At 70.8% G+C, this 13296-nt stretch carries 14 protein-coding genes; 12 read left to right on the top strand and 2 right to left on the bottom strand.

All coding sequences use genetic code 11. The annotated features are described in order from the left end of the window. Window positions 1-5: 5 nt before the first annotated feature. Complete coding sequence (pseG, locus tag Q4I23_RS07540; protein ID WP_498525779.1) at window positions 6-1049, top strand: UDP-2,4-diacetamido-2,4,6-trideoxy-beta-L-altropyranose hydrolase; 1044 nt, start codon at window positions 6-8, stop codon at window positions 1047-1049. Here the strand turns inward: pseG and Q4I23_RS07535 are convergent. Both Q4I23_RS07535 and Q4I23_RS07530 read right to left on the bottom strand, forming a co-directional pair. Beyond that, window positions 1036-1806 carry an SDR family NAD(P)-dependent oxidoreductase gene (locus Q4I23_RS07535; protein ID WP_498525778.1) on the bottom strand — a complete coding sequence of 257 codons (771 nt, stop codon included), beginning with the start codon at window positions 1804-1806 and terminating at the stop codon, window positions 1036-1038. The two genes, pseG and Q4I23_RS07535, sit on opposite strands and share 14 nt — an antisense overlap. 11 nt (window positions 1807-1817) lie before the next feature. After that, on the bottom strand, window positions 1818-2900 hold the full coding sequence (locus Q4I23_RS07530) for a 3-oxoacyl-ACP synthase III family protein (protein ID WP_454016818.1): 1083 nt from the start codon (window positions 2898-2900) through the stop codon (window positions 1818-1820). Window positions 2901-3018: 118 nt separating this feature from the next. On the opposite strand from Q4I23_RS07530, the gene Q4I23_RS07525 reads away from it, so the two are divergent. The 11 genes from Q4I23_RS07525 (at window position 3019) to Q4I23_RS07475 (ending at window position 13211) form a co-directional block, all read left to right on the top strand. Then, window positions 3019-4146 carry an aromatic ring-hydroxylating oxygenase subunit alpha gene (locus Q4I23_RS07525; protein ID WP_498525777.1) on the top strand — a complete coding sequence of 376 codons (1128 nt, stop codon included), beginning with the start codon at window positions 3019-3021 and terminating at the stop codon, window positions 4144-4146. Window positions 4147-4154: 8 nt separating this feature from the next. Further along, window positions 4155-4925, top strand: a complete 771-nt coding sequence (locus Q4I23_RS07520; protein WP_498525776.1) for an SDR family NAD(P)-dependent oxidoreductase — start codon at window positions 4155-4157, stop codon at window positions 4923-4925. Between the two features lie 28 nt (window positions 4926-4953). Further along, on the top strand, window positions 4954-5505 hold the full coding sequence (locus Q4I23_RS07515; protein WP_237906300.1) for a GNAT family N-acetyltransferase: 552 nt from the start codon (window positions 4954-4956) through the stop codon (window positions 5503-5505). A 164-nt stretch (window positions 5506-5669) separates the two neighbouring features. Further along, window positions 5670-6377: a sugar phosphate nucleotidyltransferase gene (locus tag Q4I23_RS07510; protein ID WP_236778230.1), complete on the top strand. Its 708-nt coding sequence runs from the start codon at window positions 5670-5672 to the stop codon at window positions 6375-6377. 14 nt (window positions 6378-6391) lie between these two features. Continuing rightward, entirely contained in the window at window positions 6392-8338 is a 1947-nt protein-coding gene (locus Q4I23_RS07505; protein WP_498525775.1) for a tetratricopeptide repeat protein, read from the top strand. A gap of 65 nt (window positions 8339-8403) precedes the next feature. Next, window positions 8404-10023, top strand: a complete 1620-nt coding sequence (locus Q4I23_RS07500) for a glycosyltransferase (protein WP_498525774.1) — start codon at window positions 8404-8406, stop codon at window positions 10021-10023. Window positions 10024-10053: 30 nt separating this feature from the next. Next, a complete protein-coding gene (gene pseI / locus Q4I23_RS07495) occupies window positions 10054-11106 on the top strand; it encodes a pseudaminic acid synthase (RefSeq protein ID WP_454016813.1) in 1053 nt (350 codons plus the stop codon). Beyond that, on the top strand, window positions 11103-11861 hold the full coding sequence (locus Q4I23_RS07490; RefSeq protein WP_498525773.1) for a cytidylyltransferase domain-containing protein: 759 nt from the start codon (window positions 11103-11105) through the stop codon (window positions 11859-11861). Before pseI ends, Q4I23_RS07490 begins: the two co-directional genes overlap by 4 nt. A 15-nt stretch (window positions 11862-11876) precedes the next feature. Beyond that, entirely contained in the window at window positions 11877-12110 is a 234-nt protein-coding gene (locus Q4I23_RS07485) for an acyl carrier protein (protein ID WP_498525772.1), read from the top strand. A gap of 7 nt (window positions 12111-12117) precedes the next feature. Continuing rightward, window positions 12118-12936 carry an alpha/beta fold hydrolase gene (locus tag Q4I23_RS07480; protein ID WP_498525771.1) on the top strand — a complete coding sequence of 273 codons (819 nt, stop codon included), beginning with the start codon at window positions 12118-12120 and terminating at the stop codon, window positions 12934-12936. Next, on the top strand, window positions 12933-13211 hold the full coding sequence (locus Q4I23_RS07475) for a phosphopantetheine-binding protein (RefSeq protein ID WP_498525770.1): 279 nt from the start codon (window positions 12933-12935) through the stop codon (window positions 13209-13211). The genes Q4I23_RS07480 and Q4I23_RS07475 overlap by 4 nt, the downstream gene beginning before the upstream one ends. Window positions 13212-13296 lie beyond the last annotated feature (85 nt).

Here is a 13296-nt window from a genome sequence, read left to right as displayed (position 1 = left end):
GGCCCGTGAGGGTGCTGTTCCGCGCCGACGCCGGGGCCTCCATCGGGGCCGGGCACGTCATGCGCTGCCTCGCCGTGGCGGAGGCCGTGCAGGAGCTGGGCGGCGATGCGCTGTTCACGGTGGCGAGCCTGCCACCGGCTTTGGAGGAACGTCTGCGCGCTGCCGGTATGGCCGTTCATCGGATCGACGCGGCCCCCGGCAGCGTCGCCGACCTTGCCGCGACGCGCGCCATCGCGGCGCAAGCCGGCGCCGCCGCCGTCGTGCTGGACGGTTATGGATTCTCCGAAGGCTGGCGGGCCGGGCTGGACGAGACGGGGCTGCCCATCCTGGCCTTCGACGACGCCGGGACGGGGGAGCCGATTCACGCCGGGCTGATCGTCAACGCCGCGCCGGACGCCGCGTCGCTGCCCTACCGTAAGGGCAACCCCGACGCCCGGCTGCTGCTCGGCCCCGCTCACGCGCCGTTGCGGCGGGAGGTGCGGGAGGCCGCGGCAGCGGCCAAGCCACCGCTTGAGGAACGCTGCGGCCTGCTGGTCACCTTCGGCGGCTCCGACCCGCTGGGGCTGACGGCTCCGGTGATCGAACGTCTCGCGCCGCGCCTGCCGCCCGGCGTCCGGCTGGATGTGGCGGTCGGCGGGGCGGTGCGTGACGCGGCGGCGGTGGAGGCCGCGGGGGGGCGTTTCAAAGACAGCGTGCGGCTGCACCGCGACACGCCGCGCATGGGGCTCCTGATGGCGCAGGCCGGGCTGGCCGTCTCGGCGGCGGGCACCACGACTGGGGAACTGGCGGCCGTCGGCACGCCCGCCGTCCTCGTCACCATTGCCGACAACCAGTTAGAGGCCGCCCGCCAGTCGGAGGCTCTGGGCTGGTGCGCCCTGGTGGCTGGGCAGACCGAAGGTGCTCCGGAGCGGATCGCTGACGTGGCTCTGGAGCTTTGGGCCGACCCGGCGCGGCGGAGGAGCATGGCGGGCAAGCTGGCGGGGATTGTCGATGGCCAGGGTGCCTTGCGCATCGCGCGGGCGCTGGCGGAGGCGATCAACCCGCGGTGAAGCCACCGTCCACGGGCAGCACCGTCCCGGTCACCCAGCGCCCGCTGTCGGCCAGCAGGTAGGCCACCGCGTCGGCCACGTCCTGCGGCGCGCCGTAGCCCAGCGGGTGGGCGGCAGCGAGCGCGGCGTTCTGCTCCGCCGGCAGCATGGCGAACTGCTTCTCCGCCTTGGTGCCCAGCACCACCGCCGGGGCGACCACATTGACGCGGATGCGCTTATCGGCCAATTCCAGCGCCAACGACTGCGCCACCGAGACCAGCGCCGCCTTGCTCGCGGCGTAGAGCGAGCGGCCCTTCTGGCCCTTCAGCCCGGCGACCGACCCGACATAGACGATCGCCCCGCCGCCCGGTGCGAAGACGCCCTTCTGGTGGAAGCCGCGCGCCAGCATCAGCGGCGCCCCGACGTTCAGCGTGAAATAGCGGTCGAACTGCGCCCGGTTGACCTGCCGCAGCACGGAGTAGCCCTGCTCCGACGCGGAATGGACCAGACCGGCGAAGGGACCGCCCGACTCCGCCAGCCCTTTCATCCAGCCGGGGATGGCGTCGAGGTCGGTCAGGTCGAAGGGGGCGACGCTGTGCCGCCCCGGTCCGTCCAGCAGGGCGCGGGTGGCCTCCAGCGCGTCGGCGCGTCGGCCGACCAGAGTGAGAGCGGCGCCCAGCCCGGCCAGCGCCCTGCAGATCTCGCGGCCGATGTCGCTGTCGGATGAGGCTCCGGTCACCAGCAGGCGCCGTCCCGTGAGGTCGAGCGGGTTGCGCATGGTCCGGCGGCTCAGGGGGTCAGCAGGGGGAAGTCGTCGGGGATTTCCTGCACCGCCGGGGCGGGGATCGGCCCGACGTCGGCAACCACGGCACCCCAAGACCAGCCGACGCCGAAGCCGGCCAGCAGCATCTTGCGCGTGCCGGTGGACAGCGCCTCGCCCAGCCGGTGGCTGACCGCCAGCGGGATCGAGGCGGAGCTGGTGTTGCCGAAGTCGTGCATGTCCACGAGGAATTTTTCCGGCGGGAACTTGGTCTTCTTGCGCAGATGCTCCAGCATGAAGGCGTTGGCCTGGTGCATCACGCAGAGGTCGATGTCCTCCACCCCCACGCCTGCGAACTCCAGCGTCTCGCGGATCAGCGGCGGCACGGCGCGCAGCGTGAAGGCGAACACCTCCGCCCCGTTCAGCGACAGGCGCGAGTCGGTGAACATCTGTTCCTGCTTGTCCGCCGGCCAGGGCTCGCGTCCCGGCACCAGCGAATTGCGGCGCCCGCCGGCCTTGACCCAGATGTTCTTGGCCCCGCCGCCGTCGGTGCCGACGACGACGTGGATCGGCGGCGCCCCTTGGGTGACTTCCAAAGCCACGGCCCCGCCCGCGTCGCCGAACAGCGGCAGGGTGGAGCGGTCGCCCGGCACGAGGTGGCGCGAGCTGGTGTCGCCGCACAGAACGATGGCCCGTCGGCCCGTCGATCCGCCGAGCAGCCGCCCGGCCATCCACAACCCATAGACGAAGCCGGAACAGCCCAGATTCACGTCGAAGCAGGCCGCCCCCGTCGCCAGCCCCAGCCGCTTCTGCATGACGCAGGAGGTCGCCGGGACGTTGTAGTCGGGGTCCTGCGACACGAAGACCAGAACGTCGACGCTGGCCGGGTCCCAGCCGAGCTGGGCGAGCAGCCCTTCCGCCGCCGCCACGCACATGTCCGACGCGCAGATGTGCGGCGGGGCGATGCGCCGCTCGTACACGCCGGTGGTGGCGAACAGCTTTTCCGCTTCCTCCGCCGTGAAGAGGGAATGGTCCTCCAGGAAGGAATGGCGGTGCGGCGGCACGGCGGCCCGAAATCCCGCGATGCGCACGCCCTCGATGATGGCCTTCACCGGATGCTCCCTCCCTCCGCCGCCGCTGCGTCCGTCCTGGACTTGGGCGAATTCGGAGACTATTAACCGAAAGAACGCTAGGGTCGAATGATTAACGAACCGATAAATGGAATCAGCCATGGATGACCGGGGTCAGCAAAGCCGGCTTTCGTTCCCGCCCGACATGGTGATCCCGCCCCAGCGTTACTCCGGCGAGGCCAATCACGCCGAAGAGGCGGCGCGAGTCTTCCGCCGCTGCTGGATGTTCGTTGGATTTACGGACGACCTGCGCAACGACAACGACTTCATCACCGCGGACATCGCCGGCACCTCGGTTTTGGTCCAGAACTTCGGCGGCGAGCTGCGGGCCTACCACAATGTCTGCACGCACCGCTATTCGCTGATCCACCTGCGACCCTGCGGCAACGGCAAGCCGGTCTGTCCCTATCACGGCTGGGTCTTCAACCGCGACGGCGTTCCGGTCGGCATCCCCGGAAACCGCGAGCATTTCGGTCTGGACGACGCGGCGAAGAAGCGCCTCGCCCTGCGGCGTTTCGAGGTGGCGGTGCGGGGCCGCTTCGTCTTCGTCCGGCTGGAGCCGGCCGGGCCGGGGCTTGACGAGCAGTTGGGAGCGTACGGCGCCGTCCTCGACCATCTGTCGGCGCTGTTCACCGACCGCATCGACGAGGGCGTGCTGCCCTGGAACGCCAACTGGAAGGCGGCGCTGGAAACCGCCCTGGAGGTCTACCACGTCGACGCCACCCACCCGGAAACCTTCAAGAATTATGTCAAGAAGGTCTGGATCTGCTCCTACGAGGGCGAGCATTCGCGGGGCATCAGCCAGCTGTCCGACGGCTCGGCGCGCTGGTGGGACGGGGTGAGCCAGAAGATGGGGCTGCCGCGCAGCGACCGGCTGGAGAGCTACGACCACTATCTGATCTTCCCCAACCTCGCCATCGGCGTCTCCCACGGCGCGCTGATGAGTGTCCAGACCTACGACCCTGTCGGGCCGGACCGCTGCGACTTGCATTTCCGCCTGTTTGTGGGCGAGACCTCCAAGCCGCAGACCAAGGGCGGGGCTGCGCGCAAGGCGGTGGAGGCCAATGTCGTCGGCTTCAACCGCACCATCCTGGGTGAGGACCAGCGCGTCGCCGAAGCCACCCACAAGGGGCTGAAGCAGGTCCAGACCCCGGCCGTCCTCGGCGTCTGCGAGGAGCGCATCGCCGCCTTCCACCGGGCGTGGCTCGCCCGCATGGCGGCCGAATGAGCCGGGACATGACCGGGGACATGAGCCCGCTCGTCGATCTCGCCGGACGGCATGTCCTGGTCACCGGCGCCTCCGCCGGGATCGGGCGGGCGACCGCTCTGCTGGCCGCGAGGGTCGGCGCGCGGGTCACGCTCAACGGGCGCGACGCCGGGCGGCTGGACGAGACGCTGGCGCTTCTGCCGGGGGAGGGGCACCGGACGGCCGCCTTCGACCTGTCGGACAGCGACGCCATCCCCGGCTGGGTCAAGGCGCAGGCGGAGGCCGGCGGCCCCATCGCCGGGCTGGCCCATTGCGCCGGGGTGCAGGTCGGCAAGCCGGTGCGCGGCGTCGACCGCGCCTTCTTCGACGGCATCCTCCACGCCAACCTGCTGAGCGCTCTGGCGCTGGCCCGCGGCCTGCGGCAGAAGGGCTGCCACGCCGAACCGGCGGCGCTGGTCCTGGTGTCCTCCGTCGCCGCGGAGATCGGGCAGCCGGGCAACGTGGTCTATTCGGCGGCCAAGGGCGGGCTGGTCTCGGCCACCCGCGGGCTGGCCATGGAGTTCCTGCGCGACGGCATCCGCGTCAACTGCGTCGCCCCGGCGATGGTCGAGACGGAGATGATGGAGCGCTTCCGCCGCACCACCACGGCGGAGCAGTTCAAGGCGATCCGAGCGGCCCATCCCATGGGCTTCGGTAAGCCGGAGGACGTGGCCTCGGCCATCGCCTTCCTGCTGTCGCCGGCCAGCGGTTGGATCAACGGGGTGATGCTGCCGGTGGACGGCGGCTATCTGGCGACGTGACGCCGCAGGCGTTTGAGGGTGAGGGTTCATGTTCCGCTTCCGCCGACCGACGACCGACGATGCCGAGATGCTGCTGCGCTGGCGAACCGAGCCGTCGATCACCCGCTTCATGTTCACCGATCTGGAGAACCCGGACGTCGACCGGCAGCGCGCGTGGCTGGCCGCAATGGACGCCCGCGCGGACTTCCGCCATTTCATCATCGAGCATGAGGGCCGCCCGGTCGGCTATCTTTCCTACTATGACATCGACCGGGTGCATCTGCGCTGCTCCTCCGGCTCGTATATCGTGGATGAGAAGGACAGGCGGCGGCTCGCCGGCTTCCTGCACTGCTTCATCATGGACTATTGCTTCTACGGTTTGGGGATGAACAAGCTCTTCAACTATTTCATGGAGGGCAACGACACGGTCATCCGCATCCAGAGGGTTGTAAAGGCGCGGGAGGTCGGGGTGCTGCGTCAACATGTCCAGAAATATGGCCGTTTCCATGACGTCCATGTGTTCGAGACGCTGCGCAGCGATTGGGAGGGGCACCCCCATATCTTCCCGCGCGAAACCACGCTGGCCGCCTTCGCGGAATAGGCCAGGCGGTTGGGGGCTTACGTTGGGCGGTCGGCCGGGAAAGTTCGCCGTCACCCCCACCGAATGTTTGACCAATCCACCGCCGACGCGGTATGCGGCGGGTGTGGGGGCGGCGCCGCGGCGCCGGGAGCATGAGGGGAAGCACGGTGCGGCCTGAGGAAGCCTTGACGGACATCGACGTCACGCTGCTTGCCGGTGGTCTCGGCTCGCGCATGCGGGGCGTCTCGGGCGACACGCCCAAGGTGCTTGCGCCCATCGCGGGCCGCGCCTTTCTCGGACATCTGCTGGATCATCTGGCGGCCTATGGCGCGCGCCGGGTGGTGCTGTGCCTGGGCCATCTGGCCGACCGGGTGACGGCGTGGCTGGCCCAGGGCGACACCAACCGCTCGCTGGACGTCGTCTGCCAGATCGAGCCGAGCCAGATGGGCTCCGCCGCGGCGCTCGCCTACATCCGCAAGGACCTGAAGGCCGGCACCGTCCTGGTGATGAGCGGCGACACCTTCCTGGACGCCGACCTGCGCGCCTTCGTCGCCTCGCACCGCCTGTCGGGGGCGGAAGCGTCGGTGCTGTGCGTGGAGGTGGAGGACGCCGCCCGCTTCGGCCGGGTGGAGGTCGGGCCGGACAGCCGCGTCCGCCAGTTCCTCGACAAGGCCCCGGGGCGCGGCGTCATCAACGCCGGAGTCTATCTCTTCTCTGCGGCCTTCCTTGACCGCATCGCGGCCTCCGGGGCCAGTTCGCTGACCCGCGACGTGCTGCACAAGATGCCGCCGGGAACCCTGCACGGCCACGTTGCCAAGGCGCGCTTCATCGACATGGGTACGCCGGAAAGTCTGGCGGTCGCCGCCAGCGTGATCGGCGGCCGCGAGACCTGAGCGGAGTGGGCGCTGTGGCGACGCTGGACGAGGCGCTGGCCATCGCGCTCGATCTTCACACCGCCGGGCGGACGGAAGAGGCGGAAACCCTCTACGGGCGCATCCTCGACGCGATTCCGGACGAGCCCAACGCCCTTCACCTCTACGGCCTTCTCTGCGCCCAGGGCGGGCGTCTGGAGCAGGCCGCCGAACTGCTGGGCCGGGCGGTGGCGCTGCGCCCCGGCCTTCCCGAATACCGCGCCAACCTCGCCATGCTGCATCAGGCCCGCGGCAACCCCGCCGCAGCGGCCGAGGAGTACCGCGCCGCCTTGTGCCTTTGTCCCGATTCGGCTGCGCTCGCCTTTCCGTTGGCCGGAGCGGCGCGGCAAGCGGGGCAGGGCGGGCTCGCCATGGCGGCCTATCGCCGCACGACCCTCCTCCAGCCCGACCTCGCCGAGCCGCTGGTCCAGGCCGGAATCCTGCTGCGCTACGAGGGACGGACGGGTGAGGCGATGACGGCCCTGCGCCGCGCCGTCCGGCTGCGTCCCGACCATGGGGAAGCGTGGCACCATCTCGGGGTGGCGCTTCAGCGCGTCCAGGACCCGGCGGCGCCGGCGGCGCTGACGCACGCAGCGGCGTTGTTGCCGGAGGACGCGACGGTCCGGCTCAATCTTGGCCGCGCCCATTACGAGGCGGGACGTTGGGACGCCGCCGCCACGGCTCTGCGCGGTGCGCTGGCGCTCGACCCGGCGAGCGACGGCGCGCTGGAGCTTCTCGCCGCCGCCCGGCTCAGAACGGGCGGGGAGGCGGAGAGCATGGCGGCGCTGCGCCGCCCGCTGCGGCTGCGTCCGGACGCGGCGAATGGCTGGCACGCGCTGTCCTTGTCCGAACCCGGCTCTCTGGCGTCGCTTCACCGGGCGTTGGCCCTTCAGCCGGATCACCGCAGTGCGCTGAGCGGTCTGGCGAACCGGCTGCGCGACCGGCGGGAGATCGCCGCCTCGCTGCGCCTGCACGATCGGGCCGTCCGCTTGCAGCCGTCCAGCGCCGAGGCGCGCTGGAACCGCGCGCTGGCGCGGCTCCTCGCCGGCGACCTGACCGGCGGCTGGGAGGATTACGAGGCGCGCTGGGGCGTGGCCGATTTCCCGACCAGGCCGCGCGGGCTGCCGCAGCCGCTGTGGAGCGGCGAAGCCATCGCCGGACAAACCATCCTGCTGCACGAGGAACAGGGCCGAGGCGACGCCATCCAGTTCGTCCGCTACGCCCCCCTGGTCGCCGCCCGCGGTGCCCGCGCGCTGCTGGAGGTCGGGGCCGATCTGGTTCCCCTGTTCCGCGGCCTGCCGGGGGTGGAGCGGGTGTTTGCGCGCGGCGAGGCTTTGCCCGCCTTCGACTGGCAGTGCCCGCTGCTCAGCCTGCCGCGGGCCTTCGCCACACGGCTGGAGACCGTTCCCGCCGCCGTCCCCTACCTGACCGCCGATCCGGCGCGCCTCGCGGCGTGGCGGGAACGGCTGGCCGGCGACGGTCTCACGGTCGGGCTGGTCTGGGCCGGCAACCCGCAGTTCGCCGGTGACCGGGAGCGGTCGCCGGGCTTGGCGGCGCTGGCGCCGCTGCTGGCGGTGCGGGGCTGCCGCTTCTTCGGCCTGCAACTCGGCCCCGGCCATGACGAGCTGGCGCGACGGGCGATGCCGCCCTCCTTCACCGATCTGGCGCCGGAGATTCGCGACTTCGCCGACACCGCGGCGATCATGGCGTCGCTGGACCTCGTGGTGTCCTCCTGCACCGCGCCCGCTCATCTGGCCGGGGCGTTGGGCGTCCCCCTGTGGGTGCTGCTGTCCCACGCGCCGGACTGGCGCTGGCTGCTCGACCGCGCCGACAGCCCGTGGTACCCGACCGCCCGCCTGTTCCGCCAGCCCCGCCCCGGCGATTGGGCCACGGTGGCGGACGAGGTTGCGGCGGCTCTGGCCGAGCGCGCGGCGCGTTCTTGAAACCTTAACCACGCCGGGGCTATCAGGAGGCGGGGCGCAGCACGGGCGCCGGTTGGGGGATCCGCATGTCCGACATTGCCGGGGAACAGGCCGCCACGCTGAAGGCCCTGCTGGCCGAGCGTCATTTCAACGCCGACCGCCTCAACGCCCTGACGACCCACTGCGAGCGGATGCGCCGCGAACTGGAGCGGGAGGTCCGCCTGTCCATCGCCGAGGCGCTTCGCCGCGACCCGCCGACCGGGGAGACGGTGCTGCTCCACTCCGTGCTGTTCCAGTTGACCGGCGACCTCTACCACTACGAGCGAATTCTTCATTATTTGCTGCTGGGTGGGGAGCGGGTCGGGCCGCAGTTGATGCACTACACCTACTGGTGCATGGCGCGGCAGCTGTTCCTGGCGGCGTCGGCACCGGAGAAGCTGGGCGCCTTCGGACCCTGCGACCTGTTCCGCTTCTACGAGGATCTGGTTTGGGCGGTGGCGCGGCGCTGGGGCGTCGTTCCGCCGCGCCATGTGCCGCGCGCCGGGCCGATCCGACGGGTGGCCGTGCTGACCAACCAGTTCACCAACGACCAGCACCAGCCCTCGCGCGACTGCTTCGACTACGCCAGCCGGCTCCAGGACGATTTCGGACTCGATGTCGCCATCATCAACTGCAACACCATGCCGTTGCGGGCCGAGAGCCTGTTCGTGCCACCGATGGTCGCGGAGTTGGTCGCCGACTACGAGGGCGTCTTCGCCCTGAAGATGTTCGGCAAACAGGTGAAGATGGCGTCCTTCACCGACCGCACCTTTTCCAAGGACAAGCTGTCCACCATCGTCGGCGCCATCGACGGTTACGACCCCGACCTGCTGGTGACCTTCGGCGGGGCCAACGTGGTGGGCGACCTGTTCGCGGTGACCGATGCGCGGCCGGTGGTCTGCCTGCCCACCACCTCGGGCATGACCATCTCGCTGGCCCATCTGGTGCTGGGCTACGAGGAGGGGAACCACACCGACGCCATGCCGGCGCTGTACCGCGGCCCCTTCGCGCGGCGCTTCCGGCCTTTCACGCTGGGCTTTTCCCCGCCCCCCACGGCGGGTGTCGAGGGCGCTCCCGATCTGGGCGATGTAGCCTTCGTCTTCGCCGTGGTCGGCACCCGCCTGGACATCGAGGTGACCGCGGAATTCCTCGCGCTGGCCGATGCCATCCTCGACCGTTGCCCCGGCGCGGTGATCGTCTTCGCGGGAGAGGTTGAGCAGTTGCCGGCCCGGCTGAAGGCGACGCGCAACGGCGCGCGGATGCGCAGCCTGGGTCATCTCAAGGACATCCGCGCCTTCTACCGGCGCTGCCACGCCTACCTCAACCCGTCGCGCCAGGGCGGCGGCGGCAGCGCCGCCTACGCCATCGCGGAGGGGTTGCCGGTGGTCACGCTGGCCTGGGGCGACGTGGCGAGCGTGGCGGGAGCCGGCATTCCCGTTCCGGACGCCGCCGCCTACGTGGAGCGGGCCGCCGCCCTCGTCGCCGCCCCGGCGCTGCGGGAGCGGCAGTCGGAGCTGTCGCGCATCCGTTTCCAGACCGTCGGCGACCGTCACCGCTGCGCCGAACGGCTGCTGGCCTATGGCGAGGAGGCGCGGGACCTTCTGCGGGCTGCGGCCAAGGCGGGCGCACAAAAGGAAGACCCGTCGTCCGCTTCCGTGGCAGAGTGAAACCCGACCATCACAGCGAGACCGCCCTCCGTGCCGCGCGACGTCATTATCAACAGCCGTCCCATTGGCCCCGGCCATCCGCCCTATCTGATCGCCGAGATGTCGGGCAACCACAAGGGCGACCTGAACCGGGCGCTCGCCCTGGTAGACGCCGCCAAGGAGGCCGGCGCCGACGCGGTGAAGCTGCAGACCTACACCGCCGACACCCTGACCATCGACCATGACGGGCCGGGCTTCCTGCTGGAGGGCGGGTTGTGGAAGGGCCGCACCCTGCACGACCTTTACCGCGAAGCCCATACCCCTTGGGAGTGGCACGGGCCACTATTCGAGCGCGCCCGCGCCATCGGCCTGACCATTTTCAGCTCCCCCTTCGACGACACGGCAGTGGAGCTGCTGGAGCGGCTGGACGCCCCGGCCTTCAAGATCGCCTCCTTCGAGTTGAACGACCTGCCGCTGATCCGCCGGGCCGCCCGCTCGGGCAAGCCGCTGATCCTGTCCACCGGCCTCGCCACTCTGGGCGAGATCGCGGAGGCGGTGGAGGCGGCGGGCGACGCGCCGCTCGTGCTGCTCCATTGCGTCAGCGGCTACCCGACACCGCCCGAGGACTGCAACCTGCGCACCATCCCGCATCTGGCGCAGGCCTTCGGCGTCGATGCCGGCCTGTCCGACCACACCCACGGTGCAGCGGTGCCGGTCGCGGCGGCGGCGCTGGGCGCGGTGGTGATCGAGAAGCATTTCACCCTGTCCCGCGCCGACGGCGGGGTGGACAGCGCCTTCTCCCTGGAACCGGCGGAGTTCAAGGCGATGGCCGATTCCGTGCGCACCGCCTGGGCGGCGCTGGGCCGCGTCCATTACGGGGTGAAGCCGAGCGAGGCGGGCGGGCGGGACTACCGTCGCTCCCTCTACGTCACCGCCGACGTGGCGGCGGGCGAGGCGCTGAGCGCCGCCAGCGTCCGCTCCATCCGTCCCGGCTTCGGCCTGGAGCCGAAACATCTTCCCGCTGTGCTCGGCCGCCGCGCCGCCCGCGCGCTGACGCGCGGCGAGCCGCTGCGCTGGGAGATGCTGGCCTCGGAGGATGAATGAGCGCCGCCACGGCCAAGCCGCGCGTGGTCTGCATCTCGCAGGCCCGCATGACCTCGACCCGCCTGCCCGGCAAGGTGCTGATGGCGGCGGCGGGGCAGCCGCTGCTGGCGCATCATCTGGGCCGTTTGGCGTGCTGCCGGACGCTGGACGCGCTGGTGCTGGCGACCACGGTGAACGGCACCGACGACCCGGTGGCGGAACTGGCGGGATCGCTCGGCATTCCGGTGTTCCGCGGCGACGAGCAGGACGTGCTCGGGCGCTTCGCCGGGGCCGCCGCCATGGCCGGCGCCGACGTGGTGGTGCGGGTCACCGCCGATTGCCCGCTGATCGACCCGGCGCTGGTGGACCGCGTGGTGGCCGCCTTCCTGGAATCGGTGCCGCCGCTGGACTATCTCAGCCTGGACGTCACCCGCTTCCCGCGCGGCCTGGACAGCGAGGTCCTCACCCGTGCCGCTCTGGACGAGGCCTCCGCCTCCGCCACCGACCCGGCGGAGCGCGAGCACGTCACCGCCCATATCTACCGCCGTCCGGAGCGTTTCCGCATCGGCATCCCCCTGGCGCCGGAAGACGGCAGCGTGCTGGACCAGCGCTGGTGCGTGGACGAGGCCGCCGACCTGGAACTGGTCCGCTGCCTGCTGGGCGCCTTGCTCCCCGAAAATCCCGGCTTCGGCTGGCAGGATTGTTGCAATCTGCTGCGCCAGAACCCTGAATGGGCCGACCTGAACGGCAGCGTGCGTCAGAACACGCTCCACTGAAACGGAGACACCACCATGGACCGCAAGGAATTCCTGCTCGCGCTCGACGAGATGCTGGAGCTGGACGCCGGCACCCTGAAGGGCGCGGAAGAACTCGAATCGATCGACGCTTGGGACTCGCTGGCCGTCATCAGCTTCATCGCTTTGGTCGATGAGAGGCTCGGCCACGTCGTGGAAGGCGAGAAGCTCGTCAAGGCGAAGACGGTGGACGACCTGCTGGGTCTGGCCGGCATCGCCGTAACGGCCTGAATTTTCGGTGACCGGAAGGATTGAGCGCTCCCCGAGGCGCGGATGGGCGGACATCGAAGGCGGTCCGGCCTCCTATCTGTCGATGGGGCAGGGCGGCGTTCCGGCTCTGCTGCTGCACGGCTTCGCCGGGGATTCGCTGACTTGGCAGTTCAACGCCGCGGCGCTGGCCGCCGACCGCCGGGTCCTGGCGGTGGATCTGCCGGGGCACGGCGCCTCGACCCTGGAGGTCGGGGAGGGGCGGGTCGGCGCCTTCGCGCCCTGGTTGCTGCGCCTGCTGAATGCGCTGGAGATTCCGCGCGTTCACGCCGTCGGCCACTCCATGGGCGGATACGTCGCCCTGGAACTGGCGCGTCTGGCCCCGGATCGGGTGGCCAGCCTGTCGCTGGTCGCCAGCGCCGGCCTCGGCCCCGGTTTCGATCTGGAGTTCCTGCGGCGTGTCGCCGCGCTGGAAACGGTGGAGGAGGGGCGGGACTGCGCCGCGCGCCTGTTCGCCCGGCCCTGGCTGCTGGCGGGCCGCGTCGGCGAAGTGATGCACGCCCAGGCCACCGATTCCCGCCGCCGCACCGCTCTGGAGCGGATCATCGCCGCCTCCTTCGCGGAGGCGCACCGGTCGCCCGACCCGGTGGACTGGACGGTCTTCCCCATGCCGATCCAGCTCCTGTGGGGGCGGGAGGACCGCATCATCCCGGTGCCGGCCGCCGACCGCCTGCCCCCCGACGCGCCGCTTCATCTCTTCGACAAGGCCGGGCACTTGCCGCATAGTGAGGCGGCGACCCCCGTCACGGCCACCCTCCGCGACTTCCTTTCCGCATGCGACCCCCGATGACCGACTCCATGTTCGCGCTGATCGCCGAAGAGCTTGCCCGCATCGCCGCCGAAAAGGGGGAGACCCTGCCGGCGCTCGGCCCGGGCACGCGTTTCCTCGGCGGGGACCTGCCTATCGACTCCCTCGACCTCGCCACGCTGCTGGTGGTGCTGGAGCAGCGCACGGGTCAGGACCCCTTCCGCGCCGGCTTCGTCCAGTTCAACACGGTCGGGGAACTGGCGGCCCTCTACCGTCCGGCCCTCCACCGTCCGGACATGCCCGCCGGGTCCGCATGAGCCGGCCGCCACCCTCCTGGCTGCATCCCGGCGTCCGCCTGATCCTGTCTCTTATACACATCTGACGCTGCCGACGATTATACGC

It is taken from the genome of Azospirillum sp. UFLA03-27 (assembly GCF_059803775.1).
Note: the sequence above shows the minus strand (reverse complement) of the source record. Positions and strands in the feature narration are given on the sequence as shown.

Bases quoted from the DNA above. Each gene is read 5' to 3' on its own strand.
- Q4I23_RS07515 (WP_237906300.1), top strand. From the start codon at position 4,954: ATGTTCCGCTTCCGCCGACCGACGACCGACGATGCCGAGATGCTGCTG.
- Q4I23_RS07485 (WP_498525772.1), top strand. From the start codon at position 11,877: ATGGACCGCAAGGAATTCCTGCTCGCGCTCGACGAGATGCTGGAGCTG.
- Q4I23_RS07475 (WP_498525770.1), top strand. From the start codon at position 12,933: ATGACCGACTCCATGTTCGCGCTGATCGCCGAAGAGCTTGCCCGCATC.
- Q4I23_RS07520 (WP_498525776.1), top strand. From the start codon at position 4,155: ATGACCGGGGACATGAGCCCGCTCGTCGATCTCGCCGGACGGCATGTC.
- Q4I23_RS07490 (WP_498525773.1), top strand. From the start codon at position 11,103: ATGAGCGCCGCCACGGCCAAGCCGCGCGTGGTCTGCATCTCGCAGGCC.
- Q4I23_RS07535 (WP_498525778.1), bottom strand. From the start codon at position 1,806: ATGCGCAACCCGCTCGACCTCACGGGACGGCGCCTGCTGGTGACCGGA.
- Q4I23_RS07525 (WP_498525777.1), top strand. From the start codon at position 3,019: ATGGATGACCGGGGTCAGCAAAGCCGGCTTTCGTTCCCGCCCGACATG.
- Q4I23_RS07500 (WP_498525774.1), top strand. From the start codon at position 8,404: ATGTCCGACATTGCCGGGGAACAGGCCGCCACGCTGAAGGCCCTGCTG.